The sequence below is a fragment of the Bradyrhizobium sp. CFUWI genome (genome assembly GCF_056429085.1).
Genome location: NZ_JBWJZE010000019.1, coordinates 62,384 through 88,724 on the forward strand (window position 1 = coordinate 62,384; position 26,341 = coordinate 88,724).

Genomic DNA, 26,341 nt, shown 5'->3' on the forward strand with positions numbered 1-26,341 from the left:
GTCGGTATTCGAACGCTGGCGGGCGGATGCGTCATACCGTCTCAGGAATCTTGTCGGATGGCCGATCGGAAGCACGTGAATCCGGCAAGCTTGAACAAATCTGTTCGCGCAGACGACCCGGCCGTCAGCGCTTCGTATCGAGAGCATCGACATTTAGGTGTGATCGCCGCATCGGAATTAAAACTAATTGGGTTTCGTTCAAGAAAAACTAACTGGAAGGATTGCAGGTATGTTTGCGAGGGGCTCCGAATGGCGCGAGTGGGATCTGCATGTCCACTCGCCAGCCTCATTTCATTGGGACGGCGAGCGCTTCGGTACGGACAAGGTGCGAAACCGTCGCCTCGTCGACGAGATGATCGGTGCCCTAAATGACGCTGCTCCAGTGGCGTTCGGGCTCATGGACTACTGGACGTTCGATGGCCGGTTCGCGCTAAAGGCGCGACAGAGCGAACAAGGCGCTCCGGCACTTCTGAAAACAGTCTTTCCTGGTATCGAACTGCGGTTGGCAGCGCCAATGCAGGGCCGGCTTAATGCCCACGTCCTCTTCTCCGATGAAATCAGCGATCAGCACCTCAGAGACTTTCTCTCGCGGCTCAAGCTTGAACTCATCAATCAACCGCTATCTCGTGATGCGTTGATGGAGTACGCCCGCTATGTGGGCGCGGACAAACTGGCCAAACATGGAATTGACAAGAGCAGGGTTGTTTCAGAAGACGAGGAGGCCTTCGCCGCTGGATGCAGGATCGCGGAGTTGAAGGTCGACTCGTACAAGGAGGCGATACGCGAGGTTCCCAGTGGTCGCGCAGTTGGCTTCATGCCGTTCTCGACCTACGACGGACTTGATTCAATAAATTGGACGGATCACTACGCGTATGCGCTGGGTCTGTTCGAATCTTCTCCCATTTTTGAAACGAGAAGCACGGATTATTGGGCCGCCTTTTGCGGTGTTGAAACAGAAGGAAACAAAAAATGGCTCGATAATTTCCAGGCGGCATTGAAGGGCGTTGCTCGACTCGCGGTCTCCGGCAGCGATGCCCACAGCTTCCGAGGTAGCGGGACCAACGACAAGCGCGGATACGGTCAATTTCCCTCCGGCAAGCGTACGTGGATCAAGGCCGATCCCACCTGGAAGGGGCTGTTACAGGTGCTGAAAGAACCTGCGAAACGCTCGTTCTTAGGCGAGCTGCCGCCGAAGCTAGAGCGGATCAATGGCCACAAAACATTCTACATAGACCGGATTAGCGTCTACAAAAAACCTGACAGTGCGCTTCCCGACACTTGGTTGCACGGAACCGAAATCCTTCTGAACCCAGAACTCATCGCGATCATTGGTAACAAAGGAAGCGGCAAGAGCGCCCTTGCGGACATCGTGGCGTTGCTAGGAAACTCGCAGCAGAATGCTCACTTCTCGTTTCTCAAACGCGACCGATTTCGCGGGAAGGCGGGTGAACCGGCGCGTCAGTTCATCGGCAAGCTATACTGGCTAGCTGGCGATCCATGTGTGATGAGCCTTGCCGATGATCCATCGCCCGAACGGGTTGAACTTGTTCGGTACATACCTCAGGGACGATTCGAAGCCCTTTGCAATGATCACGTGTCAGGCAAGACAAACGAGTTCGAGAAGGAACTGCGCGAGGTGATTTTTTCACACGTTCCGAACAGCGTCCGTCTGGAGGCTCTCAGTTTCGATCAGCTTATTGAGAAACAGGAGAATGTCTTCCGAGCTCAAACGAGCGAGCTTCGCAAAACGTTGAGGGCGCTCAACGAGCAGATCGTTGAAACTGAGGATCAACTCCATCCCAACGTCCAGAAAAATATCGAGGAGCAGGTCAGGCTCAAGGCGAAGCAGATCGAGGAACACGTGACAGTTAGACCTGCACAGGTCGAACAACCTACGGCGGCTCTTACTGCCGATCAGCAAGCGGCAAGTGCAAGGCTCGCGGAGATCGGCGCGGCGCTGGAGCAGCTCAAGACTGAGGCCAAGAAGGTTGCCGATGCTAAGCGACTGATCGGCAAAAAGCAGAGATCGCTCCGCAACATCGGCGAGCGTATTAGTCTGTTTGAGAAGCAATTCGCGTCCTTCGTATCAGAGATCGCGGATGACCTCGCCGCAGTCGACCTGACAGCGGAGAAGATGATTAGCTTGACAGTCAACCGCCACGTACTGATTCAGCTTGAGCAAACGATCCTTGCGAGCGACGCAGAGATGGCAGAAAGGATCGACAGCGCCGCTAAGAGGGAAGCGGCTCTGGTCGCTGAGCAGAAGCAGCTCTCGCAGACATTGAACGACCCGCAGCAAAAGTACCAAGCGTACACGGAAGCCTTGAAGAGTTGGCAGGTCGCCCTGGAGGCAATTGAAGGATCCGAAACGGAGCCGGAAAGCCTTAAGGGATTGCAACGACGGCTCGCTCAGTTAAATGAACTTCCGACGGTACTGGCACAAAGGCGGGCGGCGCGCCGGGAGATTACCAGCCAGATTTTTGCAGTACTCGAAGAACAGCGCGCAGCGCGGGAGGCATTGTTCGCCCCATTGCAGCAGTTGATTCAGAATAATTCGCTGATCCGAGACGACTACAAGCTTCAGTTTCAAGCCAAGCTGCTCGGCTCGCCTGACGCCATAGCGACGAATCTTTTTGGAGCCATCAAGCAAAACATTGGAGAGCTGCGGGGCGAAGACGAGAGCTTCGTCGCGATCCGTAGCAGATTTGAGAAGTATGCCTTTGAAGATGCGGCCGATGCGGTTGGCTTTGCCGAAGAGGTCACTTCCCTGCTGACCGAGAGCGCCGATAAGGCGGCGCCCAATGTCCCGGGGATCAGGGCACTGATGAGGAAGGACAAGGCCCCGTCGGAGGTCTACAACTATGTATTCGGACTTCAGTATTTGGAACCGAAGTATACGCTGCTGTTCCAAGACACACACATCGAACGGCTGTCGCCCGGGCAGCGCGGTGCTCTTCTATTGATCTTTTATCTCTTGGTCGACAAGGGACGAAATCCGATCGTCCTCGATCAGCCGGAGGAGAATCTGGACAACGAGACGGTTGTGAGCTTGCTCGTTCCGGTTCTCAACGAAGCAAAGAAATCGCGACAGATTATCATGGTAACGCATAATCCAAACTTGGCCGTCGTGTGCGATGCCGAGCAGATCATACACGCAACATTCGACAGAAAGAATGGCGCCCGCATCTCGTATCAATCAGGTTCTATCGAGGATGGAATAATCAACAGGGCTGTCGTTGATGTGCTGGAAGGCACGAAGATCGCCTTTGACAATAGAGGTCAGAAGTACCACTGAGCTCTAGCGTGAGGTCGCCGATAGCGACTTATGATGACGCTGCCTAGCAGCAGTGCATACGGCTATCACACATTCCTCCGTATCGTCATTTCCGCTTAATCCGAAGTCCTAACCGCGTGTCGCCTTCAAGGGCGATCGGTCGCCTGGGCCGTTGCGTTTGGCTGTTTGGTTTGATGGAGATTCAGGCGTCCTCGCATGCTCTTCGCGATGCGCGGTTTTGGGGCGCTGCTTGGAACGGTGTTCCTGCCGGGACTCTGGCGACAGGTAAGGCCATTCGTCTTGCCTGTAGAACTCCGACCAGACTTGAACGGCGCGGAAGCATTCAACGCCATTGCGCGAAACAGCAGGCACGCAAAACGGTTACTACGAAGCGGGCGCTAACGACCCCTCTTAGGTATGCATCTCATCTGACTCCGTCCGGCATTATCGAGGGTAGGCTGTGAAAGCGGATCGAAGATGAACTACATGATTTGCTGCGGCTGGGAGAAATAACCGCCTTCGGCACGCCGGATGGAAAAAAGCCATACGAGAAAATTGCACCGGAAAGCTGGTCACTTTTGGAGTTAGATCTTTCGGACATAGACAGGAAGCCAAGCCCGGCCCTGCACGCTGTCAAAATAGGTCGGCAGACAACGGGCACCGCATACGGATATGTCTGGATCAAGTTCTGTCGGAGAGAGCTGTATCGGGAGTACCCATTGTCGTGGCGCTCCCGCAAGATGAGCAAGGAGCCGCTTCACAAGTCGGATGAACCGCCTCCCAAAGAAGAGGTGGCCGATGAGTCAGTCGGTGAAATCGCTCCAAGTGGAATTGCTCGTTCAATTCGAACCAGGGGGAGATTCACTCTAGTTGAGTCAGCCTGTTTGCTGGCGGAGACTGAGATTAGGCAAGACAACCTCACCGGCGCTGCCGCGATTCACCTTCATGATTTGAAGAGGAAGCTGCTAGAGGGGGAAATTCAGCCGCTGAAAGATAAAGGGGCAGCGCTCGCACTTGCTCGGTTGTCGAGCCAGATGGGGATATCTCTAAGGGCACCTTGAAACAACTCGCAGAAAGTATCTCTGTAAATATCCCTGGGCTTGATTGAGGGCGTACTATGGTCCAATGACGCGAAATCCAAAAAGCGCTCCGACCCGCTTCCGCAAGCGATGGTTAATCGATCGCCCTAAAGTGAGGACGCCCCAGTTGGCGGCGTCTTTCATTTGGATTTGTCGGCGAGCCTTTGGTCTGCATGAGTATTGCCCTATGGCTTCAAGAATGGTTCGCCTTGACCCGTGATATTGTTCCAACCGGTGAGCAGCTCACGCGTCGACGAAAGCATTTCGAGCACAGTCGTCACTTCGCGCGGTTTGCCGTCGGGGGCATTCGGACAATCGTCGCGGAAATGGTAGTAGGCTCGCTCAAGGATCGCTAGGAAGCGCTCTTCGAACTGAGGATCTGATTGCTCTTGCGCTCTCACCAAACATCGCTATGAGCGCCGCTGAAGCCGTTTTGACCTGCCATATCTCTTCGTCGCGCGTTGCCATCAGACGGATCCTTTCGTGAATGGAAACTCAACGAGCGACAACCATTTGCCGTCCCTCACAAGACCTGCGCTCCAGCGGGCATAATGGAAAATCGGACCCAGAGACGGAGGATCATCTAGAAGGCCGCTAGCGAGGTTGATTGAGACCGTCTCCATCTTCCGCAGAGCTGCTCTCATATAGAAATTACCGGCAGCGCTCGTGATTTCGCCAATTTGAGATGCCGCACTTATCGCGGCGCTTGTCCAATCAGCCCTGATCTGCACCTTGTCGACGACAAGCACGTTTTGCGGCAGTCCTCCGGTGATGACCCAAGGTGCACGGCCATCATCCGATTTTGCAAATACGAGAAAGCCTTTCTGATTGCCGTCCTTGGTGAGCATTCCGAATCGCATTCCGTTGCTGGAATCGAAAAAGATACATTCACCCGGCTGCACGTTACTCAGTTGCTCGGGTCTTCCAATTGTGTCCACTTGCATTGGTGAAATCTCGGCTGATTCGTCCTCAGCAACATCATGACACGCAAAGCGAGCGGCGCCTTCAAAGTTCGTGCCTGTCGCGCGCCATGGAAAACTGCCCCTCAGCGTCACGAGGAATTGCCCCCTCCTCGGATAGCTGGGGAGAGAGTGAATGAAGCAGGAACGAATCACTGAAGGCTCGTCATGGATTGATCCATGGGGGCAGGTGATGAAGACGCCGGATGACGTGGCGGAGATGTTGCGCCTGAGGGCGTGTGGGTGCCCGACGATTCCAACACGACTTATTGGATGTATCCCTATTAAGACATGGCTACATGCGTGGCTGGCGGAAGGTGTGTCCCTGTACGACCTGTTCGGGTTCGAATGGACGGGATCTCCTAGCTCATTCCGCGGCAGCGCCGATGTGCGCGTTGCCGATTACCTGGCAGGCTAGATCGGATCGAGGACGTCTGGACGATCGAGCCTGAGTTGCGAGTAGTGGAAGTTTTGTACTCGAGACGTACGAAGCCCTTTCTGTTTGCGGGTCTGGACCCCCAATAACCGTTCGAAGCTCGGGACGTCGCGTTATTGGAGGGCGATCCAGTTGCGCAAGCCGTCGATGCTGCGGAACCCGTCGGCGGCATAGCAGCGGATCGATGGAAAGACGCCTTTCATCATTTCGGCCAGTGCGTGTCCTGGGCCGAGGTCCAGCACACGATCGGCTCCTTGCTCGGCAAGAGCCTCCAGCGTTGCGGCGAGGTCGATAGGGCGCGCGACCTGGCTGGCGAGCTTTGCCATGGCATTCGATGCGGAGAACAGGCGCGGGCCCCCATCACCGGCAAGGAGGATCTTTCGCTCGGCGATGGGCGCGCGCGTGCTTGCCGCGAGCGCCTGTTGTAGGGGATCGCAGGCCGCCTCAAGTCGCGAAGTGTGCGAGCCGATCCTGACGGCGATCAGGCCGGCGCGCGTGGCGCCCAGCGATGGCGCCTCCTCGCAGAGCTTGAAAACGTCCTGCTCAGCGCCGCCGACGGCGTAGAGAAGGTCGGGATTTCTGATTGCAATCTCGCAGCGATGCTTCGCAAGTAAGGACTCGAGCGTGGTCTGAGCGAGCCCGCGGACATAGCCGAGCCGTCCGCCAGGTCCTGCCGCGCCATCCATCAATCGTGCACGGATGTCTGTCAGCCGCAAAGCCTCGTTCGCCGTCCAAACTCCTGCTACGCCCCAGGCCGCCTTCTCGCCGACGCTATAGCCGGCGATGGCGGTCGGCTCGGTTGGCAAATCGGCAATGCAGGCGTGGATCGCGAGCGCCGATGTGACGGTCAGGATTTGGCTGACTTGGTTGGCCGACAGCGCATCGGCGCTGCGCGTCCTGGTGAACTCCCGCGAGTCTTCGCCGAGACAAGCGGTTGCTGCGGCGAAAACCGGCTCTGCGGCAGGCTGGTCCGCGACAAGATGGCCAGCTGATTAGTCTCGATCCGAATTCGTTGAGGAGAGTCGCCAAGGACGCGGTGTCCTCCATCTACTGGCTTGGAATGCCAGGAAAGCGCAGCAATCGAAGCGCAGTATGGCCGAAAGCTTTGATTGGCAAGCTCGTCAAACGCTCACGTAATAGGACTCACCCCGATCGTTACGTGTAACAACCACGCAAGTTGTACCCCGTAGTGGAGGCTGAGCACTCGCTAGGTCATTTGCTAGACGCTGTGCCGCACGAAAGGCTTGGAGCTCGCTCTCGAATGCCAGCCCGCCGGGATCAGCGACATTGTGCTTGCATTCCAGGTTGAAGTAAAAACGAGCCATTTGTTCGCTCGGTTCGTTGCTTCGGACGCAATGACATTACTATGCAAGTAAAGCGGAATTCCCTGATCTCGGACCTTATGCTGCCGAAATCCGGCGCCTTATTGGAAAGATACGAAGCGGTTCACGTGCGAGCTTCCGAACTGCCAGCTCCCGCCGAACTCAACCGGCGCCGATAACACCTCATTTAAGCGTTCAGCCGCGTCCGGCGGGCACTCGCCATACAGCCTCGCTTGAGGTGGATTTCACCGCGAAATGCTCGGGCGATGCAGGAAAGTATCCAAGTGCAGGGGGAGTACGCCGCAAATAGGTTTGCAACAAGGATATGCTGAAGTTTCAACGCGCGCAGGAGCCAAATCTATGGCGGCCACCGTGCTTTCAGACCCGCTGGAAATACTTGCTGAGGACTTCAAGGAAGCCCTCCTGAGACACTACTCGTTCGGGCAGCGCAAGGCTGCGGTTTCCATCGGCAAGACCAATGGCGACTGCCCCGTGTTATCTGTTCTCCTGGAGAACGGGCAGAGGCTTCACCTCACCGTGACGAGGGCGCAGTCGTGATCATGTCGTCTCCAGTCCCGCGATCATGCGCTGAGGAAGTCAGATCGTTGTTGGGCGTCTGAACTGCGGCGTTTCAGGGACCGGAGCTTTGCCTCGCGGTTGAGGCCTGTGTGCACGCGGCGCAATGGATGCTTCTGTAAGCGCGCTGCACCTGCAGTTCCGCCAACGGCAAAAAGGCGCAGCGGCTTGATCGCCGACGTCGGGCGCGAGATTGCGGCTGCGCGCGTGAATGGTAGAGGGGAAGCCTCACAGAGCGGCGTGCCAAGATGCTGGCGACCACCGGGATCGGGACCTCGGGCTCAGGTCCTGCGGCCCGGAGGAGATTTCTCCGTGGGGCGCAATGGCTCTCGTCGCGGCACTTGGATCGGCTTTGCCGATGCAGCGGCGGTGTGCGTATCCCCCGAGGACGACAACGTGAGGTCCAACCTGGCCACAGTGAATGCAACGCCTCGACTTGTGGCCCCTAGAGGATCTCGGTGCCATTGGCCTGGCTCCTAGCGGTTTTGGGGCGGGCTGCGGCGAACGATCTCGCTGCTGGCCGGAAGCCTGATTGTCTGGACGGTCAGCCGGTCGAGATCTTCCGATTGCTCCAGAACTATCTTGCTTGCGCCCCTCGCTTCAAGGTCTAGCCCGTCCTCGGCCAATGTCCGCGATTCTCGCCCAGCTTCAGCGTCCGGGCCCTCAATGGTCCCTTGCTCGATCGCTTGCTGAGCCGGGCGGGAGAGGGTCTTCCCTCGGTGATTTTCAGCCGGCTCCGGGACCGGAGCTATTTCTGCGAGGATCACGGGGCTCGCTGAGTTGATCGCGAGCAGCTCCCGCAGGCGCTCCATGCGGGCAATCTGGAAAGGATAGGCGTGCTTACCCAACTTTACCCAGTTGCGCTCGTATCCGGGCTTATGGGCCATTTTACTTCGATCTAGACCTCCAAATGTCCAGAAACGTCTAGGAGGAAGATCGTGTCTCACCATTGCGCGGGCGACCTGAGGTCGGTCCGGGATGGTCACGCCTCCGATCATGCGGGCAAGGTCGCGATTATTGCAACCTTGGACACAAAGGGCCGCGAAAGCGCTTATCTTGCGCGCGTCATCGAACAGTGGGGCCGCAAGACTCTTACGATTGATGTAGGCACATCAAACAGGAGGTGCAGAAGCGAGGCGGATAGCAGCGATGAACGGATGGCTGCACCCGCTGAGCTCTTACGGGAAATAGCCGCAAGCGCGCGTGAAGAAGTCAAGGAGCTCCTGCGATCAGGTGCGATCGACGCCGCCGTCGGAGTGGCGGGCGGCAAAGGTAGCGCAGTCTTCGGTGAAGTTGTATCGGATTTGCCGTATGGATTCCCAAAGCTGCTGGTGAGCAGCGCGAGGCCAGCCCTCCTGGCCGAACTCGCCCTCCACCATGACATCATCCTCTATCCGACCCTGGTCGATCTGTTCGGAATCAACGCGTTCACCGAACGCGTTCTGGGCAATGCAGGGCGCGCCATTGCGGCGATGCGCTATGTGCCTGCTCGAGAGCGGCGGAAGAGAAAGACTGTTGCGATCACGGCCTTTGGGGTCACGACGCCGGCGGCAAATCGCTGTGTAGCGCGGCTGGCAGAGGCCGGCTTCGACGCGATTGTCTTTCCGGCCAATGGCGCTGGGGGCCGCAAGATGGAGCAGCTCGTGTCCGCCGGTGAGTTCGATGCGGTGATCGATTTGACCACAACCGAGCTCGCTGACGAGCTGGTCGGCGGTACGGCCAGTGCAGGTCCGGATCGGCTCAAAGCAGCTTCTCACCGCATGATTCCTCAGCTTATCGCGCCGGGAGCTGTCGACATGGTGAACTTTGGCCCTCCCTCGAGCGTGCCTGCCGAGTTCAAGGGGCGCCAATTCTATTCGCATACTCCCTTCACGACGCTCATGCGCACGACCGCCTCGGAGAACGAGCGCATAGGCACGCTCACAGCAGAGCGCCTCTCGCAAGCAAAGGCGCCCGCCCTCGTGTTGTGGCCGGCCAAGGGGGTGTCTGACTATGACCGGGACGGTGGAATCTTTCGAAATCCTGAAGCCGATAGAGCCTGGTTCGACGCTGTCAGGCAAAACCTACCGCCCTCGATCATCGCCCGCGAGCTGGATTGTCACATCAACGATCCGGAATTTGCGGACGCGGCCGCATCGTGGATCGTTGAACGACTGACGCCAGGAGGGTCGTCCCGTGCGGATGTTTGATCGGTCCGAAATACTCGCAAAGATCATAGCTCAAGTTGCGGCGGGAAAGGCAGTGCTTGCCGCGGCGAGCAGTTGCGGGCTCGTCGCAAAATGCGCAGCTCTGGGCGGGGCTGACATGCTCGTGGTCTACAGTACTGGGTTATCGCGGTTGATGGGGCTGCCGACGAGCCGGATCGGCGATTCCAATGCGCGGACGCTTGAGCTGGCGGCGGAGATCCGCAATGTCGTGTCCTCCGTTCCTGTTATAGGCGGTGTCGAGGCCTGGGATCCCCTCCGGCTCGACCTCGATGATCTTCTGGACAAGTTCTGGGCTGCCGGCTTCTCCGGCGTGATCAACTATCCGACCATTTCAACGATGGGTGAGAAATGGCGTGAGCGTCGAGGCCGCGTGGGGCTCGGCTTTGAGCGTGAAGTTGAGATGATCGCGGCGGCCCGTAAGAAGAACATCTTCTCGCTCGCGTATGTGGCAAGCCCGCACGACGCCAAAGCGATGGCAAGCGCTGGAGCCGATTGCATCGTCCCACATGTTGGCGCAACGCGCGGCGGGCTTGTGGGACATGAGGAGGGAAAGTCGATTGAAGAGGCCATCAGGCGCATCAACGATATCAATGATGCAGCTCAAGCCGTCCGCCCGGACGTCACGCTTCTTTGCCATGGCGGGGAAATCGCTGAGCCCCAGGATACCTCGGAAGTCTACCGCTCGACCGGTTGTGTTGGCTTCGTTGGCGCCTCCTCCATCGAACGGATCCCGATCGAGCGGGCGGTGAAGGCTGCAGCCGAAGAATTCAAGGCCGTTCCCCTCCCGCGAGAGCGCCAGCATTCACTGCAGAATCTGCACCGAGGCACGAATGAATAGCCCAATCACCGAATTGAAACCCAATGCAGCTTCCTTCTCCAAAGCGAGCAAGCCAACGCACGATTTGGAGACGGACGTGCTCGTGATCGGCAGCGGCGCCGCTGGACTGTCCGCAGCGCTCTATGCGGCAAAGGCCGGACTTCGCGTCACGGTGTGCGAGAAGTCTGACCGGCTCGGTGGCACGACCGCCCTGTCGAACGGCATGATCTGGGTTCCATGCTCAATGCAGGCCCGAGCCGCGAAAATCGATGATTCGATTGCGAATGCGAAGATCTATCTGCAACAAGAACTTGGCAACTACTATCGCCCCGAGTTCGTGGACGCCTATCTTGAAGACGGCCCAACGGCGCTCGCCAGCTTGGAGAATGGGAGTGAAGTGAAGTTCACACTGGCCTCCGCTCCGGATTATCATTCCAGCCAAATCGGCGGGGTCGACAAGGGGCGGGCGCTGAGCCCAGCACCTTACGACGGACGGCTTCTCGGCAAGGATTTCGACCTGATAGGTGATCCGATTCGCGTCGTGCTCGGCGGCATGATGATTTCGTCTGGCGAGGTCAGAAGCTTCCTCAACCCCTTCCAGTCGGTTGCCTCGCTCAAGCACGTCCTGCGCCGGGTCAGCCGCTACGCAGGCGACCGGCTGCGCTACAGGAGGGGCACTGAACTCAGTGGCGGCAATGCGCTGATCGCGCAATTATTGGTAAGCCTGCGCAGATATGGCGTTGAAATCTGGCCACGCTGCCCGGCGGTAGATCTGACGAGGGAGGGAGGGAGAGTTACTGGCGCACTCCTCAAGCGGGATAGTGCCGATCTCCGCATGCGCGCCGCGCACGCAGTGATCCTGGCAACTGGTGGCTTTGCGCGGAACGGAAAATTGCGAGCCCAGCTCAGCGGAGCCCACCAGCACAATGATACGCTGGCCCACAGCGATGTCACTGGTGATGGTATTGCGCTCGCAGGCAAGCTCGGAGCGGCAATTGATAATGACGTGGCATCGAGCGGCTTCTGGACGCCCGTCTCGATCCTCAGGAGCGGGCGCTCCTCGCAAGTGGTCCCCTACGGCTGGCTCGATCGTGGCCGTCCAGGCGTCATCGCGGTGGGGCCAAACGCCAAGCGATTCGTCAACGAATCCAATTCGTATCATGATATCTGCCTTGCCATGTTCAACAACGGTTATCCGGCGGACAAGCGGTTCTATTTCATCTGCGACAAGGAATTCGTCCGCCTCAGGGGCATGGGACATCTGCTCCCCTGGCCATGGACATTGAGTATCAACAAGTATGCCCGGTTGGGCTACATCGAGATCGGCCGGACTATTGCGGAGCTTGCAGCGGAATTGGGCCTCGACCCCGACGAGCTCCAAAAGACCGTTGAAGAACACAATGCCCACGCAGCTGAAGGACGCGATCCGCTCTTCAACCGGGGTGAATCGGCTTTCAACCGTACGCTGGGAGATCCGGCGGTCGCAAAGAAAAACCCGAACCTTGGGGCTATCAAAAGCGGCCCATTCATCGCACTCCCAATTGTCCCGGCAACCCTTGGGACGGCGACCGGCCTCTCAACAGATGCAGAGGGACAGGTCCTGAATGGACATGGGGCGCCGATCGCAGGTCTTTATGCCTGCGGCAATGACATGACCTCGCCAATGCGTGGATTCTATCCTGGCGCAGGCATTACGATCGGGCCGGCGATTGTGTTCGCCTATCGCGCGATCGACCGCATCGTGCGGTCGGCGCGACAGGGGCAGCCCGCGGCGGCATCCAGAGTATAAGCCGAGTGTTCTCTCCTGTTCGCCCCGCGACGACGGACCAGCGGTGCGCATGGCCTACCAGCACCGCTATAAACACCTTATGAGCCCTGCCGGGTTTTCATGCAGCTATGATCTCATGATTTGGAGGGCACGATGCGCCGCTCACGCAACACCAAGATCGTCGCAACCGTCGGCCCGCATCAAAGCTCACCGGGACGCAGTTGCGAGCCCCCGGTGATGCTGAACTGGTCGGTGAAGGAATTCGCTGACCGAAGCGGGTTGTCATGCGCCGTCATCAGGCGGCTCGAAGAGTATAATGACACGCCTCCGGCGTCCGACGAGTTGCTCCAAACCTCGTAAAACACGTGTGCGGGGGAACTGAATCTACCTTTCCGCTGGTTGGCAAGGCAGGTGTTCGGCCGCAATGAGCTTTTCAGTACTGAACAAACAGCCTGCGGCATAGTCAAGTAGTGCGTCATTTCACCTGATTTCTTCCAATGCTTCGACATCGTTCGCCGCGGAACGCGTTTGCGCCCCCTGCGACTCGGTTAGGACATGCGGGTAGCTCTCCTATCGTTTTGGCTGAATTGAAATTGGCCTGGCGAGAACGTTTGCGGCCCGCAGGCGGCTCTCTTTACGCGGGCGCAATGTCGGTTGCCCGGCGAACATTACCCAAAATTACTCAGATCTCCCTACCTTTCTCTAGGCAATCTCGCGCAGCATGTCGTGAATGAAGCGCCGACAGGCGGGCCGCCCAAGAAGCCCACCATCGCCTGCAACTCCCATTGCCGGGATGACCTTCTAGGAGCGCTCTCGTGCCAGCAGCCCTTCGTTTCCAACGAGTAGCTCACCCCTTCAAACGATCGGGGTGAAGAAGATGTGCTCGCAATCTCAAGGAATGTGAGGCAGCGGCATGAATACGCTACTTATCGCCATGTTCGAAATCTTGAGCTTCGGCGCGATCGTTGTCCTGGTCGTGCTCGGCCTCGGTATCATTGCCAGCATGATGGGTATCTTCAACTTCGCCCAGGGCGAGTTCGTCCTGCTCGGCGCCTACGTCACTTATCTCGTGCACAGCCTCGGTTTGCCGGTCCCGCTCGGCATGCTTGTCGCGCCCGTCGCGGTCGGCGCGCTTGGTTTCGTGCTGGAAAAAGTCGTGGTGCGACGGTTCTACGCCGCTCCAATCGTCGCCATGCTTGGCACCTATGCGCTCGGGCTGATCATTCGTGAAGCCGTGCGCGGCCTGACCGGCGGACTCTATCTCTCCGTGCCGGAGCCAATCAGTGGCTCTATCACGATCGGTAGTCTGCATTTCGCTGCCTGGCGCGGCGTCATCGTCATCATCACTTTGCTGGTGATGGCCGCGAGCCATGCACTGCTCGCCTACACCTCGTTTGGGCTGCGGGTCCGCGCCTCGCTGGAGAACCCACAGCTAGCGCGTGCCTCGGGCATCTCCACGGGCATGATCTACAGCGTCACCTTTGCGTTTGGCGCGGCGCTCGCGGGCCTCGCCGGCGCGCTGATCGTGCCGGTCTTTTCGCTGTTCGCCGATCTCGGCATCCGATTTCTTATCCAGGGTTTTGTTGCCGTGATGGTCGGCGGTGTCGGGTCCTTCGCGGGCCCGGTCGCTGGCGCCAGCGTCATCGGCACGTTCAGTGCCTGGTTGCCTTGGCTGATGTCGCCGGTGATCGCCGACGTTCTGGTGTTCGTGCTCGCCATCATTTTCATCAAGTTCCGGCCGCAAGGCCTAATTTCGGGAAGAGGGGTCAACCGATGATCAACGCCAGCCGTGAACTGAGCCGCCGCCGCTTTCTCGGCAATTTTGCCTTCGCTTCGGCTGCCATCGCGGCGGGCCCAGGCAGCTGGGTGATCCGCCCGGACTGGGCAAATGCTGCGGAAGGCCCGATCAGGCTCGGCATTGCTACCGATCTTACGGGGTCACTCGGCTTTGCCGGCAACACCGACGCCAATGTCGCTCGCATGCTGGTCAAGGAGATCAACGATTCCGGCGGCCTATTGGGACGCCCGATCGAGCTCCTGATTGAGGATACTGCCTCCGACGAATCCGTCGCCGTGGGAAATGTGCGCAAGCTGATTCAGCGAGATAAGGTCGACTTGGTGATCGGGGGTATCTCGAGTTCGATGCGCAATGCGATCAAGGACGTCATTATCTCTCGCGGCAAGACGCTCTATATCTATCCGGAAGGTTACGAAGGCAAAGAGTGCACGCCCTCTCTGTTCTGCACCGGGCCGGTACCGGCTCAGAATTGCGACCAGTTCATTCCCTGGTTGATCAAAAATGGTGGCAAACGCTTTGCCCTGCCTGGCTCCAATTATGTTTGGCCGCAAACAATTAATGCCTATGCGCGCAAGGTGATTGAGAGCAGCGGTGGCGAAGTCGTCTTTGAAGAATACTACCCGCTCGACCAGATTGACTTTTCCTCTACGGTTAGCCGCATCATATCCAACAAAGTAGACGTGGTTTTCAACGCTATTGTTCCGCCCGGCGTTAGCCCGTTCTTCAAACAGCTCTACCAGGCCGGCTTCTCCAAAAACGGCGGGCGGCTGGGCTGCGTCTATTACGACGAAAACTTCCTGGAAATGAACCAGGCTCACGAGATTGAAGGGCTCGCGAGCAGCCTCGACTACTACAAGGTGCTGGCGGCGGAGGATGCAGTGAGCGCCAGGATCCAATCGGCGTACGACAAACAATTCCCTGCCAAGTTCCGGTTCTCGGCAGGCAGCGCCGCTACCGGCACCTATCGCGGACTGAAGCTATGGGAGGCGGCGGTGAAGGAGGCTGGTACAATTGACCGCGACTCGGTAGCTGCCGCCCTCGACCACGCCAAGATCGCAGAAGGGCCGGGCGGGCCTGCCGAGATGGCGCCCGGCAAGCGCCACTGCAAGATGAATATGTACATCGGAGTGGCGAAGGGCGGCCAGTACGAGATTGTCGCGCGTAGCGCCGGCCTTGTCGATCCGAAGGAGTGCTGATGTCATCGACCGGCACTGGCATACAGCCTCCGCCACGCGTCATTGAAGCTGCTCGTTCGCTCCCCTTGGCATCTGCCTTCGCAGGGCGAACGAAGGTGCTTCCGATTCTCGAACTAGCATTGCTGATTGCGGCTTCGATCGCACCTCTCGTCCTGCGGGATTACATCACTGTTTATGCGACGCGAGTGCTAATACTGTGCCTCTTCGCGTTGTCGTTCGACCTGGTGTGGGGCTATGCCGGGATATTGAGCTTGGGCCAGTCGTTGTTCTTCGGCATGGCCGGCTACGGTGTGGCGCTGCTTTCACGCGACTTCGGGGTCGGATCGATTTTTGCCGTTCTTCCGGCCGGAGCCCTGATAGGCTTTGTGGCGGCATTGCTGCTGGCAGGCTTCCTGCTGCTCGGCCGTCATCCCTCCAGTGTAGTCTTCGTTTCCCTTGGTACTATGACCGGAGCTTACGCAGCTGACCGCCTGGCGAGAGGGTCACATTATCTTGGCGGCCAGAACGGTATCCCTTCGATCCAACCGATGACCATCGGCTCGCACGAATTGAGCGAGGGACCAGGTTTCTACTACCTGGTGCTCGCCATTCTAGTTCTGATCTATCTTCTGTCGCGCTTTTTGCTGCGATCCCAGTTCGGCCTGGCGCTCGCGGGATTGCGAGAGAACGAACAGCGGATCGCCTTCTTCGGGTACAAAGTGCAACATTTGAAGGCGATCATATTCGCAATCAGCGGCGCGATTGCAGGTACTTCCGGAAGCCTTTATGCGTTTCACGAGGGGTTCGTCTGGCCAAACATGCTGGGCGTGGTCATGTCGACCCAGGTCGTTCTCTACGTCTTGTTCGGCGGCTCCGGGACATTGATCGGTGCGGTCGTCGGCACCGCGATTGTCGAGGGGCTCAGCTTCTGGCTTTCCGACAACTATCGCGATATCTGGCCGATCATTCTCGGCGTTCTGCTGTTGCTCGTCATTCTGTTCCGGCCCCTCGGCTTGATCAGCCTCGTGCTAGGTGAGCGAGAACGTGTCGGTCGTTTCGGCCCGAGCCTGAAGGAGAAGCGCAATGCCGCTCCTTGAAGCCGCCGGCGTCTCCAAGGTTTTTGGCAAGCTCACGGCGCTAGACGGAGCGGCGCTCACGGTCGGCGACAGAGAGTTTCATGGCCTGATCGGACCGAACGGCTCGGGCAAGAGCACGCTGATGAAGTGTCTTGCAGGTGCGCTCGTGCCAACCCGAGGCAAGGTGACGTTCATCAACACTGACGTCACCTCGCTTACGCCGCCAGAGCGTGCGCGAGCTGGCATGAGCTTGAAATTCCAGATCACCGCCGTCCTACCGACCCTCACGCTTTACGACAACATCCTGCTCGCGCTGCAGGCCAGGTCCTCACTGCTGGACCTGGCGTTCTCGCGCACTCGAGGACGACTGCACGAGGAGGTCATGACGATGCTGCTCCAGTTCCGGCTCGCCGATCGCGCCTTTGATGCTGCGGCGACCTTATCTCACGGGCAGCAGCAATGGTTGGAGATCGCGATGGCGCTCGCATGCCGACCCCGCCTGCTGCTGTTGGACGAGCCCACCGGCGGCATGAGCCTGGAAGAGCGCCGCGTCACCGGCGAATTGCTGCAGCCGATCAAACAGCATTGCTCGCTCGTCATCGTGGAGCACGACCTGGATTTCATCCGCGACATCTGCGACCGCTTGACGGTGCTTGATCAGGGCAAGGTGCTGGCGTCAGGAACGGTTGCCGAGATCCAAGCCAACAGAAGCGTCCAGGAGATTTATCTGCGCCGTGCCTGAATTCCTCAATATCAAGCATCTCGATGCCGGCTATGGACGTAGCCAAGTCTTGTTCGGCGTCAATATGGCCATCCCGCCGCATGGCGGGGTCGCCGTCCTCGGCCGCAACGGCGCCGGAAAGAGCACGCTCATGAAAGCGATTGTCGGCGAACTGCCGGCATGGAAGGGCGGCGTGCAGTTCAACGGCCAAGACATCGATCGCCGGCGGACCGAAGTGCGGGTGCGGGCCGGCATTGGATATGTGCCGCAAGAGCATTCAGTGTTCGCGCGCCTCTCCGTGCGTGACAATCTCGCCGTCGGATCGCTTTTGCACCCCGATGGATCGGCAGTGGAGCGGGTGATGAAGATGTTTCCGAAACTCGGCCAGCGCCTCGATCAGCCGGCCGGAACGCTCTCCGGTGGCGAGCGCAAGATGCTCGCAATAGGGCGCGCGATCCTCGGAAACCCGAAACTCCTCCTGCTGGACGAGCCGACCGAGGGTGTCTGGATCGGTGTCATCGAGGAGATCACCGAGCGGTTGGTCGAGCTAGCCAGAGAGATCGCCATCATCATCGTCGAGCAACACCTCGACCTCGCAATGCGCGTAGCGGAGCAGGCCTATGTGCTCGATCGCGGCCGTGTCGCGCTTTCGGGCGCGTCGCAGCAGCTGCGCAACGACCCGCGGCTGTTGTCGTATCTAGCGCCGTAGAGGCGTTCGCCGGAGGCTATCTCCATGTCGAAGGTGGCGCATTTGAGTTTCTTGCGATGGCTGAACGGAGAGGGGCAATGTCCGAAACCATGAGCGATTTTGTCAATTCGTGCCAAGTCGTCGATGTCCATGAACATCACATGGCCGAGGTCGCACATAGCGCGGACGTAAATCTGTTGAAACTGTTCCAACAGAGCTATGCGGCTTGGACGAGTCACGTGCTGCCATCCGAGCCTAAGGCAACCATCGAAATGGTATCTATCCCTCCCGAGCCGACCACCTGGGAGGCCCTTGCGCCGTTCCTCGAGAGGAGCGGATCGAACGCATTCGTCCGTAACCTCGTCCGCGGAGTCGCCGAGCTTTACGGCGTCGCCGACACTGGAATCACTCGCGACAACTGGGAGGCGGTAGATGCGTCAGTGCGCTTGCGTCACAAGGAGGCGACATGGCCAAGTGAGGTGATCGGGCGGGCCGCCATCGGAAGGATCGTAACAGACCCTTTTCTCGATCCGTTGATGGATCCGCGGCCGGTCCTTGGGCAAAGTTACGATGCGGTCCTGCGGATTAACGCATTCGCCCTCGGCTGGCACCCCGAATCTCGCGATCATAATGGAAATTGCGGGCATACGTTGCTGCGGCGCCTCGGCCTCGAGGTGAAAACCTTCGATGATTATTGCGACGCAATCCGTGAGCTCGTTGCCGGCTGCTCACGGCGCAATCACATCGCGCTCAAGAACGCACTCGCCTATGACCGGGATCTAAGCTTTGACGAACCGGACGAGGAACTGGCTCGGCAGGCTTGGGGACAAAGGTCTCCATCCCCTGCGGCGCGCAAGGCGTTCTGCGACTTTGTCGTCGACTTGTTTTGCCAACTCGCAGGCGAGGCCGACCTGCCAGTCCAAACTCATCTTGGAACGGCAATCATAAGCGGCTCCCACCCCCTACGCATGACCGGGTTGATTGAGCGTCATCCTCGGACCCGCTTTCTGTTGATGCATTTGGCCTATCCATGGAGCCGGGACCTGTTGGGAATGGCCTTTGTGTACCGAAATGTCTGGCTTGATTTGTGCTGGTCTTTTCTATTGAGCCCGTCACATTTCAAGCTTGCCCTCCACGAATCCATTGAAGTCCTGCCAGATGAATCGCGAATGATGATCGGAGGAGATTGTCTTCACGTTGAGGAGACGTTTGCCGCGATACAGGGCGCACGCCGGTTGATCGGTGAGGTTCTGAACGAAAAAGTCGCGAACGGTTACTTTCAGTCGCGAGACGCAGAGCGTTTGGCGATCAGAATCCTTGGCGGGAACGCGAAGGAGTTTTTCAGACTGTCCTGAAGGCTGCCCTTTGTTACGCGATTTTACCCAAACGCGAGCGGAAGAGGCTGCTTGAAACCTAAAATGACAGATAGCTTTCAGGCTGCCGGTCCCGGGGAAAGAGCAAGGCACGTGGATTTAAGGCTATGGGTCAGTTCGATGTTGAATGATCGCCGACAACTCAGCCGCCGCCGCTTTCTCTACAATTTCGCCTTTGCGTCGGCGGCCATTGCGGCCGGCCCGGCCAGCTGGGTGATCCGTCCTGACTGGGCCAACGCCGCCGAAGGCCCGATCAGGATAGGCATTGCCACCGACCTTACGGGGGCACTCGGGTTTGCCGGGAATACCGACGCCAATGTCGCTCGCATGGTGGTCAACGAGATCAACGAGACCGGTGGTCTACTGGGGCGCCCCATCGAGCTCCTGATCGAGGACACCGCGTCCAACGAGTCCGTCGCTGTCGGCAATGTCCGCAAGCTGATTCAGCGAGACAAGGTCGACCTGGTGCTCGGTGGCATTGCGAGCTCGATGCGTAACGCCATCAAGGACATCATCATCTCTCGTGGCAAGACGCTCTACATCTATCCGCAGGCCTACGAAGGCAAGGAGTGCACGCCCAATCTGTTCTGCACCGGCCCGGTTCCGGCGCAGAATTGCGACCGGTTCATCCCCTGGCTGATCAAGAACGGGGGCAGACGCTTCGCGCTGCCTGGCTCCAACTACGTCTGGCCGCAAACAATCAACGCCTATGCGCGCAAGGTGATCGAGAGCAGCGGCGGGGAGGTGGTGTTCGAGGAGTACTATCCCCTTGACCAGATCGATTTTTCATCGACCGTGAGCCGCATCACGTCCAACAAAGTAGACGTGGTCTTCAACAGCGTCATCCCCCCGGGCGTCGGCTCCTTCTTCAAACAGCTTTATGAAGCGGGCTTTTCCAGGAATGGGGGACGGCTTGGCTGCGTCTACTATGACGAGAACACGCTCGAAATGAATCAGGCTCACGAGATCGAAGGCCTCGCCAGCAGCCTGGACTACTACAGGGCGTTCGCGGTGGAAGATCCGGTGAGCGCCAAAATTCAGTCGGCCTACGAAAAGCAGTTTCCTGGCAAGTTCCGGTTCTCAGCAGGCAGCGCCGCGACCGGCACTTATCGAGGATTGAAGCTGTGGGAAGCCGCAGTCAAGGAAGCTGGTACGCTTGACCGCGAGGCGGTCGCCGCCGCTCTCGACCACGCAAAGCTTGCGGAAGGGCCTGGCGGGCCGGCGGAGATGGTGCCGGGCAAGCGCCACTGTAGGATGAACATGTACGTTGGTGTGGCAAGGGCCGGCCAATACGAAATCGTCGCCCGTAGCGCCGGCCTGGTCGACCCAAAGGAGTGTTGAAAGGCCCATGTTACGCGGTCCAGCTTTGCTGGCGCCGCATGCGAGCAGATCGCGGTAGCTAGTTTCCGCGATAGTTTGGCGGCCTCTTCTCAAAGAAGGCGTTCATGCCTTCCTGCTGGTCAGCTGTGCTGAAGGCAAACCGGATCGCTTGCCGTTCAAACTCGAGCCCGGCGTCCAGCGTGGTCTGAAACGCGGCGAGAACTGCAGCTTTGGCAAGTTCAGCCGAACGGGGAGGCTTTTGCGCAATCAGATCGGCTAGTTCGACCGCACGAATCTGCGCCCTGCCGCTTTCGACAACTTCCGCCACAAGGCCGGCCTGCATCGCGATCCGCGCCGTGATGGATTGGCCGCTCAGGATCATCAGCATGGCCAGCGATTTGCCAGCAACGCGTGTCAGCCTTTGCGTCGCGCCGTCGCCCGGCAATATCCCGATGTTAATCTCAGGCTGTCCAAATACCGCCCCTTCGCCTGCTATCACGATGTCCGCGAGCAGTGCCAATTCGTGGCCGCCGCCGAAGCAAATGCCCTCGACTGCGGCAATGAGAGGCTTGGGGAAATTGGCGACATCCCGCCAGGCAGAACGTCGCGCGGGATTGTCGATTGCCTCAAAGCCGCGCTCTCGCATCTCCTTGATATCGGCGCCGGCAGAGAAGAACGCATCGCTGCCACAAATCACGACACAGCGGACATCTTCGTCAATTGCGGCATCCCGCAAGGTCGCGCCTAGATCCACAATCAGTTCGTTGCTCAAGGCGTTTCGTTTCGATGTCCTATTCAGCGTCAAAAGGCGCACGTGGGGCGCGACAGATGTCGACTGGATGAGATCGGACGTCTTGGTCATGGAGCGGTTCTCCTGAAGGAATATGAGAACCAGCGCATAAACTGAAATCGATTTCTTGGCAACGACGGTTCTTAGGGCCTGTTTTTGGGCTGAATCAGTCCCCGCGCCGCTGGCACCGGTCGCTCAAGCGGGCTGACGGCGCCCCATGAGGCGCGCCTTAGCCTTGAAAAGCGGCTTGACTCCACAGTTCTGAATTCTTATTGATCTTGAAATCGATTTCAGGAATGGTGTAGAAAAAGGCTGACAAATGCGGGAAACCGGAAGCGTGCGGCCAGCGAGAGCGGGCGCATCTGAAGGATCTCATTGACGCTGCGGCGCTCTTTGACGCCGCGCCGTCCAACAAGAACATCAGCTTCTTCAGAAGCGCGCTAAGAGCAACAGGAGGAGGGTTAGCCATGGGAATGGCACGGAATGTCGCGCGCGCTTTATGCGAGCCGCCGCGCAAGTCGGAGGCAACGATGGAGGCGTCCTGCGCCGTTAGGATCGTGCAATGGCCGCTCCTGAGGCGAGGCCCGCAAATACGCGAAGGGAGGCGGGCTTTCCACCGGCATCCCGGGCACCCTTTGCGCCTGCGCTTCCGCGGTCCGGCCTCCTCAAGGCCGCCGCTCTCATAGACCCCGCCGCTGCGGGCGCAGTTGGGCCGACGAGCGGCTGCTCGTTCTCGCGCGACCCTTAAAATTATTAACGACATCAATAGAGCCCGAGGACCCATGAACATCATTGCTCAGCCCAGCGCAGTACCCATCCAGCTTGACAAGCAAACTGCCAACAAGCGGATGACCGCCGGCCTTGGAGGAGGGGTGGCGCTGGAGTGGTACGACTGGAATGTCTACGGCGTAATGGCAGCGTTTCTCTCGCCGCACTTCTTCCCTTCCGATGATCCCACCACCTCGCTGCTAGCGGGACTGGCCGTGTACGGGGCGGGTTTTTGCGCTCGGCCGCTGGGCGCGGCTTTGCTGGGGCCGGTCGCAGATCGCATCAGCCACAAGCGCGTGATGTTGATCTCGGTTACGGCCATGGCGGTTTGCTCGCTTTTGATATCCTTGCTGCCCACCTACAAGGATCTCGGCGTCACGGCGGCGATAGCGCTGCTGATCATGCGGCTCATTCAGGGGCTTGCTACTGGCGCTGAGGCTGGTGTCGCCAACGCCATTGCAATTGAATTGGCGCCACCTGGCAAAGAGGGGCACTACCTCGGTCTGATTGGTGGCACATTTATCCAGTTGGGAAACCTTGGATCGAGCCTGGTTGCCTTCCTGGTGAGCGCCTCGGTCGCACCTGAAGCCATGCGCGAGTGGGCCTGGCGCATACCCTTTGCGGTCGGTGGCCTGCTGGGCCTTTTGATCATCTATTTGCGCACCACGGTGCCGGAAACCTTGATCAATCGAGCCATGCATCGGCAAGACGAGTCTTCGCGTATTCAGGAAACGACTGGCGGTGTGTGGAAAACGCTATGGAGCGTCCGCCTTTCGCTGCTCGCCGTCATCCTGGTGATCGGCTCGGTGCAGATCGCCAACTATGCGTGGAACACCGGCCTGCCCAACATGGCCAACACGGTCTTCAAGGAGAACAGCACGTATGTGTACGGGATCATGACGCTGATGGTCCTGATCTGGATGTCAACGGCGCCCCTTATCGGCGCTTTCGCGGACAAGGTGCGACCCTCGCGCGCGTTCACGCTGCTGCGCCTGTTGCTCATTCCATGCTTCTTCCTGACACTGCTCTATTCGGAAAAAGGCATCGTCACGTTCTTCTTTGTCACGGTGTTCGGCGGCGCGATCGTGGGCTTCAACATGGCCCTCTATAATTTCATCGCCACCACGCTGATGCCGCGCGCCGTGCGGACCACCGGAGTGGCTCTCGGCTATGCGCTCGGCGTCTCTCTGTTTGGCGGGACGTCACCCTATCTGCTGGTCTGGTTGCAACGCGAGCACATCGCCTGGATGTTTCCCGTTTACGGATCGTTGATCGCGCTCCTAAGCGTGCTGGTCTACCACATCGCCAAGAAGCGGGGTCGCCTCTACATCGGTGAATGAACACTCTGCCCCTGCGCTTCGCCGCGACAGACGCAAAGTGTTCGCATCAAGTGCAAAACATAACGGTTCGCGCGTATCCCTTCATGCTGGGCATGGGCATAGGCATGGGATTGGCGCAAGCCTCCTTGCGCGAGCAGTCATTCACAAGACAAAGACTGCTTGCGCGGCACCAGAGTTGCTGAAACTGGAGTCCTCAGCATGAAAACACCTTCATCGCCACACTTCACGCCTGTCGACTTGACGCGATATTTCAACGCTAGGCGCGCAAATACCGGTGAGGGTTTCGCCAACCGCCCGGGTGACACCGGGTGGATCGATTCGCTTCGCGGGCTCCAGACTCATCGCGGCATGCCCTTTCTCTTCGGCAGCGAAACAGGGCCGGATGTGCTGGAGCTGCGCCCCGGGGCCCCTCCTGCCGTAATTGCGTTGCCGCGGGCAATGACGAGCTATGTGCTGTTCGTGCAAGTGGTCGCAGACCGCCCCAGTATAAGCCCCGATGGTTTCGGAGAGATCGGCCCGGCTACGCTACCTGTAGAAGGCAATCCACTCGGCGAGCGGGTGGCGACATACGGGCTCCGCTATGCCGACGGCAGCGAGACCGACGTGCCGGTGCTGCGCCGCTTCGCGATCCAGCAGAACCACATCTCCTGGAGTGCGAGTGCGTTCGCCGCCCTGCCGCTACGCGGCCCCATCGTGCATGCAAGCACGGGCGAGGACTTTATACTCGGCAGAGCGCCGGGGGCGAGCTTCTTCCAGGGCGAGGCCCGCACCCAATCGGGACGCATGGATCGACAAGGTGAGAACCTGTGGCTTTACGCGCTCCCGAACCCCTATCCGGACAAGGAGCTTTCGGCGCTAAGCTTGCGCGCGGAACAGGAAATCTCGCTTGTCTTTGCGGTGACGACGACAACGCTCACCCAGCACCCGCTGCGCCTCCAGGGCCGTCGCAAGCTGAAGGTGAGGCTGCCGCCCGGGGTTCATCTCAATAAGCTTGGCGAGCTCGATGTCGACGATCGAGGCGAGCAGATCGGCATGGACCTCGGAACGGTTATCTCGGCCCGCGCAGTGCTCGAGTACTCCAGAGCGGATTGGCTGGGCGCCAAAGTTGATGTGCAACCCGTGCGCTCCGCCAACGATGTCATCGTCGAGTACTCCGCGCATCCCGACGCAAGGCTCTATCTGTGCTCCGACGATGGCCGCTCGCACATATTCGATCTTCGATCGTTGGAAGGTTGCGCTAACGCAGGCGGCGCCTCGCTCACCGTGGCAAGAGTCGAACCGGCCACAAGACCGGTCAAGATCCGCATCGTTGAGAAGGGCAGCGGGGTGCGTGTTGCCGCGCGGCTGCATCTCCATGGTGAGCACGGGGAGTATCTGCCACCCAAGGGACATCACCGCAAGGTCAATACCGGCAGGTTCGAGGACTTCTCGGGCGAATTTGCCAATGGGCTGAACCAGTACGCCTACGTGGACGGCAGCTGCGAGGCGGACCTGCCGCTCGGGCCCGTGTTCGTTGAGATCTGCAGGGGTTTTGAGGTGCGTCCGTTGCGCGCCATCGTCGAAATCACTGCAACGACGGACAATCTCACCTTTGCGCTCGACCGTGTGCTGCGCTGGCGCGAACAGGGATGGGTCAGCTCTGATACGCACGTCCATTTCCTGAGCCCGCAGACAGCGCTGCTTGAGGGCAAGGCGGAGGGTGTCAACGTCGTCAACCTGCTCGCCGCACAGTGGGGCGAGCTATTCACCAACGTCGCCGATTTCGACGGACGCACGACGATCGGGGCAAAGGATTTCGGCGGGGACGGGGAATTCCTGGTTCGGGTCGGCACGGAGAACCGGATGCAGGTTCTGGGGCACATATCGCTACTCGGCTACGAAGGTGAGATGATCAATCCGCTCTCTTGCGGCGGGTCCAACGAAGCTGCGATCGGCCATGTTCTGGAAGCGACCATGGCCGACTGGGCGGAGCGCTGCCGTCAGCAAGGGGGCCTGGTCGTAATGCCGCATGCGCCGAACCCGCAGGCGGAACGTGCGGCCGACATCGTGCTCGGCCTTGTCGACGCCATCGAAATGATGTCGTTCAACCCGCGGACCGCGCAGATCAGCGCATTTGGTCTTGCCGACTGGTATCGCTACCTCAATATCGGGTACCATCTGCCGCTGGTAGCCGGCTCCGACAAGATGGACGCTGCCGCACTCCTCGGGGGCTCGCGGACCTATGTGCGGCTTGGCGAAAACGACTTCACGTATCGCAACTGGATGGATGCCGTACGTAGGGGGGACACGTTCATCACTGTCGGGCCTCTGGTTGAGATGATCGTTGAAGGACGGCGCCCTGGAGGAACGGTCGCGCTTCCCCATTCAGGCGGCACCCTCACGATCGACTGGCGGATCGAATCGGTCAGCGTTCCGTCAGCGCGGGTGGAGCTGATCCGCAACGGCCGCGTCGTCGAGGAGATTCGATGTGGGGGCTTGTCGTGCAAGGGACAGCTTTCGCTGCCGATCAGCGAGTCATGCTGGATCGCGCTGCGCGTTCGGGGCAGTGTCGCCGGACGCGAGGCCGACATTGCGGCGCACACCAGTGCGGTATATGTCAAAGTAGGCGAGATGCCCATCTTTGCCACCGCAGATGCAGTCTCGGTCCTTGCACAAATCGAGGGATCGATCGCCTATATGGACACGCTCGCTCCCAAGTCCGACGAAGCGCGACACTCGCGGCTGCGAGCTGCCCTGGAACTTGCGCATCATCGCCTGCATCATAGACTGCACGAATTGGGCGCCAGCCACCACCATGCGCCCGTTCACTCCGTTCACGTTGAACGCGAGCATTGAGAAGATCTTGTGCCATTGA

The 26,341-nt window shown here is 59.1% G+C and carries 21 protein-coding genes; 16 read left to right on the plus strand and 5 right to left on the minus strand.

The genetic code is table 11. The annotated features are described in order from the left end of the window. Positions 1-229 precede the first annotated feature (229 nt). A complete protein-coding gene (locus AC066S_RS30770; RefSeq protein ID WP_126261727.1) occupies positions 230-3,295 on the plus strand; it encodes a TrlF family AAA-like ATPase in 3,066 nt (1,021 codons plus the stop codon). A 470-nt stretch (positions 3,296-3,765) separates the two neighbouring features. Beyond that, entirely contained in the window at positions 3,766-4,335 is a 570-nt protein-coding gene (locus tag AC066S_RS30775; RefSeq protein WP_126261786.1) for a hypothetical protein, read from the plus strand. A gap of 485 nt (positions 4,336-4,820) precedes the next feature. Here AC066S_RS30775 and AC066S_RS30780 read toward each other — a convergent pair whose 3' ends face one another. Then, on the minus strand, positions 4,821-5,408 hold the full coding sequence (locus tag AC066S_RS30780) for a hypothetical protein (protein ID WP_164719094.1): 588 nt from the start codon (positions 5,406-5,408) through the stop codon (positions 4,821-4,823). Positions 5,409-5,448: 40 nt separating this feature from the next. On the opposite strand from AC066S_RS30780, the gene AC066S_RS30785 reads away from it, so the two are divergent. Next, positions 5,449-5,730: a hypothetical protein gene (locus AC066S_RS30785; protein ID WP_126261784.1), complete on the plus strand. Its 282-nt coding sequence runs from the start codon at positions 5,449-5,451 to the stop codon at positions 5,728-5,730. A 131-nt stretch (positions 5,731-5,861) separates the two neighbouring features. On the opposite strand, the gene AC066S_RS30790 is transcribed toward AC066S_RS30785, so the two are convergent. Together AC066S_RS30790 and AC066S_RS30795 are read right to left on the minus strand one after the other, a co-directional pair. Then, positions 5,862-6,626 carry an acyltransferase domain-containing protein gene (locus tag AC066S_RS30790; RefSeq protein ID WP_478271380.1) on the minus strand — a complete coding sequence of 255 codons (765 nt, stop codon included), beginning with the start codon at positions 6,624-6,626 and terminating at the stop codon, positions 5,862-5,864. Between the two features lie 243 nt (positions 6,627-6,869). Next, positions 6,870-7,073 (minus strand): DUF6894 family protein, encoded by a 204-nt coding sequence (locus tag AC066S_RS30795; RefSeq protein WP_430642541.1) that lies wholly within the window; start codon positions 7,071-7,073, stop codon positions 6,870-6,872. 357 nt (positions 7,074-7,430) lie between these two features. Here AC066S_RS30795 and AC066S_RS30800 point away from each other — a divergent pair, with 357 nt between their 5' ends. Then, positions 7,431-7,628: a hypothetical protein gene (locus tag AC066S_RS30800; protein WP_126261783.1), complete on the plus strand. Its 198-nt coding sequence runs from the start codon at positions 7,431-7,433 to the stop codon at positions 7,626-7,628. A gap of 494 nt (positions 7,629-8,122) precedes the next feature. Here the strand turns inward: AC066S_RS30800 and AC066S_RS30805 are convergent, their stop codons facing one another. Beyond that, positions 8,123-8,533 carry a hypothetical protein gene (locus AC066S_RS30805; RefSeq protein WP_126261782.1) on the minus strand — a complete coding sequence of 137 codons (411 nt, stop codon included), beginning with the start codon at positions 8,531-8,533 and terminating at the stop codon, positions 8,123-8,125. A 51-nt stretch (positions 8,534-8,584) separates the two neighbouring features. Here AC066S_RS30805 and AC066S_RS30810 point away from each other — a divergent pair, with 51 nt between their 5' ends. From AC066S_RS30810 to AC066S_RS30855, 10 genes are all read left to right on the plus strand, one after another. Beyond that, entirely contained in the window at positions 8,585-9,835 is a 1,251-nt protein-coding gene (locus AC066S_RS30810; protein WP_235884828.1) for a Tm-1-like ATP-binding domain-containing protein, read from the plus strand. Further along, positions 9,828-10,691: a phosphoenolpyruvate hydrolase family protein gene (locus tag AC066S_RS30815; RefSeq protein WP_126261781.1), complete on the plus strand. Its 864-nt coding sequence runs from the start codon at positions 9,828-9,830 to the stop codon at positions 10,689-10,691. Before AC066S_RS30810 ends, AC066S_RS30815 begins: the two co-directional genes overlap by 8 nt. Further along, positions 10,684-12,459 (plus strand): FAD-dependent oxidoreductase, encoded by a 1,776-nt coding sequence (locus tag AC066S_RS30820; protein ID WP_126261780.1) that lies wholly within the window; start codon positions 10,684-10,686, stop codon positions 12,457-12,459. The genes AC066S_RS30815 and AC066S_RS30820 overlap by 8 nt, the downstream gene beginning before the upstream one ends. A gap of 892 nt (positions 12,460-13,351) precedes the next feature. Beyond that, a complete protein-coding gene (locus AC066S_RS30825; RefSeq protein WP_126261779.1) occupies positions 13,352-14,215 on the plus strand; it encodes a branched-chain amino acid ABC transporter permease in 864 nt (287 codons plus the stop codon). Beyond that, the gene (locus AC066S_RS30830; protein WP_126261778.1) at positions 14,212-15,432 is read left to right on the plus strand and encodes a substrate-binding protein; all 1,221 of its coding nucleotides are present in this window, start codon (positions 14,212-14,214) and stop codon (positions 15,430-15,432) included. Before AC066S_RS30825 ends, AC066S_RS30830 begins: the two co-directional genes overlap by 4 nt. Positions 15,433-15,497: 65 nt before the next feature. Further along, positions 15,498-16,508 (plus strand): branched-chain amino acid ABC transporter permease, encoded by a 1,011-nt coding sequence (locus tag AC066S_RS30835; protein ID WP_126261792.1) that lies wholly within the window; start codon positions 15,498-15,500, stop codon positions 16,506-16,508. Continuing rightward, positions 16,495-17,229, plus strand: coding sequence for an ABC transporter ATP-binding protein (locus AC066S_RS30840; protein WP_126261777.1), 735 nt, complete (start codon positions 16,495-16,497; stop codon positions 17,227-17,229). The genes AC066S_RS30835 and AC066S_RS30840 overlap by 14 nt, the downstream gene beginning before the upstream one ends. Continuing rightward, positions 17,222-17,917, plus strand: coding sequence for an ABC transporter ATP-binding protein (locus AC066S_RS30845; RefSeq protein ID WP_135166771.1), 696 nt, complete (start codon positions 17,222-17,224; stop codon positions 17,915-17,917). Before AC066S_RS30840 ends, AC066S_RS30845 begins: the two co-directional genes overlap by 8 nt. Before the next feature lie 77 nt (positions 17,918-17,994). Beyond that, positions 17,995-19,251, plus strand: a complete 1,257-nt coding sequence (locus tag AC066S_RS30850) for an amidohydrolase family protein (RefSeq protein WP_164719093.1) — start codon at positions 17,995-17,997, stop codon at positions 19,249-19,251. A gap of 141 nt (positions 19,252-19,392) precedes the next feature. Further along, positions 19,393-20,610, plus strand: a complete 1,218-nt coding sequence (locus AC066S_RS30855; RefSeq protein WP_126261791.1) for a substrate-binding protein — start codon at positions 19,393-19,395, stop codon at positions 20,608-20,610. A 58-nt stretch (positions 20,611-20,668) separates the two neighbouring features. Here the strand turns inward: AC066S_RS30855 and AC066S_RS30860 are convergent, their stop codons facing one another. After that, positions 20,669-21,451, minus strand: a complete 783-nt coding sequence (locus AC066S_RS30860) for an enoyl-CoA hydratase-related protein (RefSeq protein ID WP_126261774.1) — start codon at positions 21,449-21,451, stop codon at positions 20,669-20,671. 710 nt (positions 21,452-22,161) lie between these two features. Here AC066S_RS30860 and AC066S_RS30865 point away from each other — a divergent pair. Continuing rightward, positions 22,162-23,487, plus strand: coding sequence for an MFS transporter (locus AC066S_RS30865; RefSeq protein ID WP_126261773.1), 1,326 nt, complete (start codon positions 22,162-22,164; stop codon positions 23,485-23,487). A 198-nt stretch (positions 23,488-23,685) separates the two neighbouring features. Then, positions 23,686-26,322 (plus strand): CehA/McbA family metallohydrolase, encoded by a 2,637-nt coding sequence (locus AC066S_RS30870; RefSeq protein ID WP_126261772.1) that lies wholly within the window; start codon positions 23,686-23,688, stop codon positions 26,320-26,322. Positions 26,323-26,341 lie beyond the last annotated feature (19 nt).

What these genes read in the sequence shown, in the direction of transcription:
- AC066S_RS30770 (WP_126261727.1), top strand. Translation starts at nt 230, where the DNA reads ATGTTTGCGAGGGGCTCCGAATGGCGCGAGTGGGATCTGCATGTCCAC.
- AC066S_RS30785 (WP_126261784.1), top strand. Translation starts at nt 5,449, where the DNA reads ATGAAGCAGGAACGAATCACTGAAGGCTCGTCATGGATTGATCCATGG.
- AC066S_RS30795 (WP_430642541.1), bottom strand. Translation starts at nt 7,073, where the DNA reads ATGGCTCGTTTTTACTTCAACCTGGAATGCAAGCACAATGTCGCTGAT.
- AC066S_RS30800 (WP_126261783.1), top strand. Translation starts at nt 7,431, where the DNA reads ATGGCGGCCACCGTGCTTTCAGACCCGCTGGAAATACTTGCTGAGGAC.
- AC066S_RS30805 (WP_126261782.1), bottom strand. Translation starts at nt 8,533, where the DNA reads ATGGCCCATAAGCCCGGATACGAGCGCAACTGGGTAAAGTTGGGTAAG.
- AC066S_RS30815 (WP_126261781.1), top strand. Translation starts at nt 9,828, where the DNA reads ATGTTTGATCGGTCCGAAATACTCGCAAAGATCATAGCTCAAGTTGCG.
- AC066S_RS30820 (WP_126261780.1), top strand. Translation starts at nt 10,684, where the DNA reads ATGAATAGCCCAATCACCGAATTGAAACCCAATGCAGCTTCCTTCTCC.
- AC066S_RS30825 (WP_126261779.1), top strand. Translation starts at nt 13,352, where the DNA reads ATGAATACGCTACTTATCGCCATGTTCGAAATCTTGAGCTTCGGCGCG.
- AC066S_RS30830 (WP_126261778.1), top strand. Translation starts at nt 14,212, where the DNA reads ATGATCAACGCCAGCCGTGAACTGAGCCGCCGCCGCTTTCTCGGCAAT.
- AC066S_RS30840 (WP_126261777.1), top strand. Translation starts at nt 16,495, where the DNA reads ATGCCGCTCCTTGAAGCCGCCGGCGTCTCCAAGGTTTTTGGCAAGCTC.
- AC066S_RS30850 (WP_164719093.1), top strand. Translation starts at nt 17,995, where the DNA reads ATGTCCGAAACCATGAGCGATTTTGTCAATTCGTGCCAAGTCGTCGAT.
- AC066S_RS30860 (WP_126261774.1), bottom strand. Translation starts at nt 21,451, where the DNA reads ATGACCAAGACGTCCGATCTCATCCAGTCGACATCTGTCGCGCCCCAC.
- AC066S_RS30865 (WP_126261773.1), top strand. Translation starts at nt 22,162, where the DNA reads ATGAACATCATTGCTCAGCCCAGCGCAGTACCCATCCAGCTTGACAAG.
- AC066S_RS30870 (WP_126261772.1), top strand. Translation starts at nt 23,686, where the DNA reads ATGAAAACACCTTCATCGCCACACTTCACGCCTGTCGACTTGACGCGA.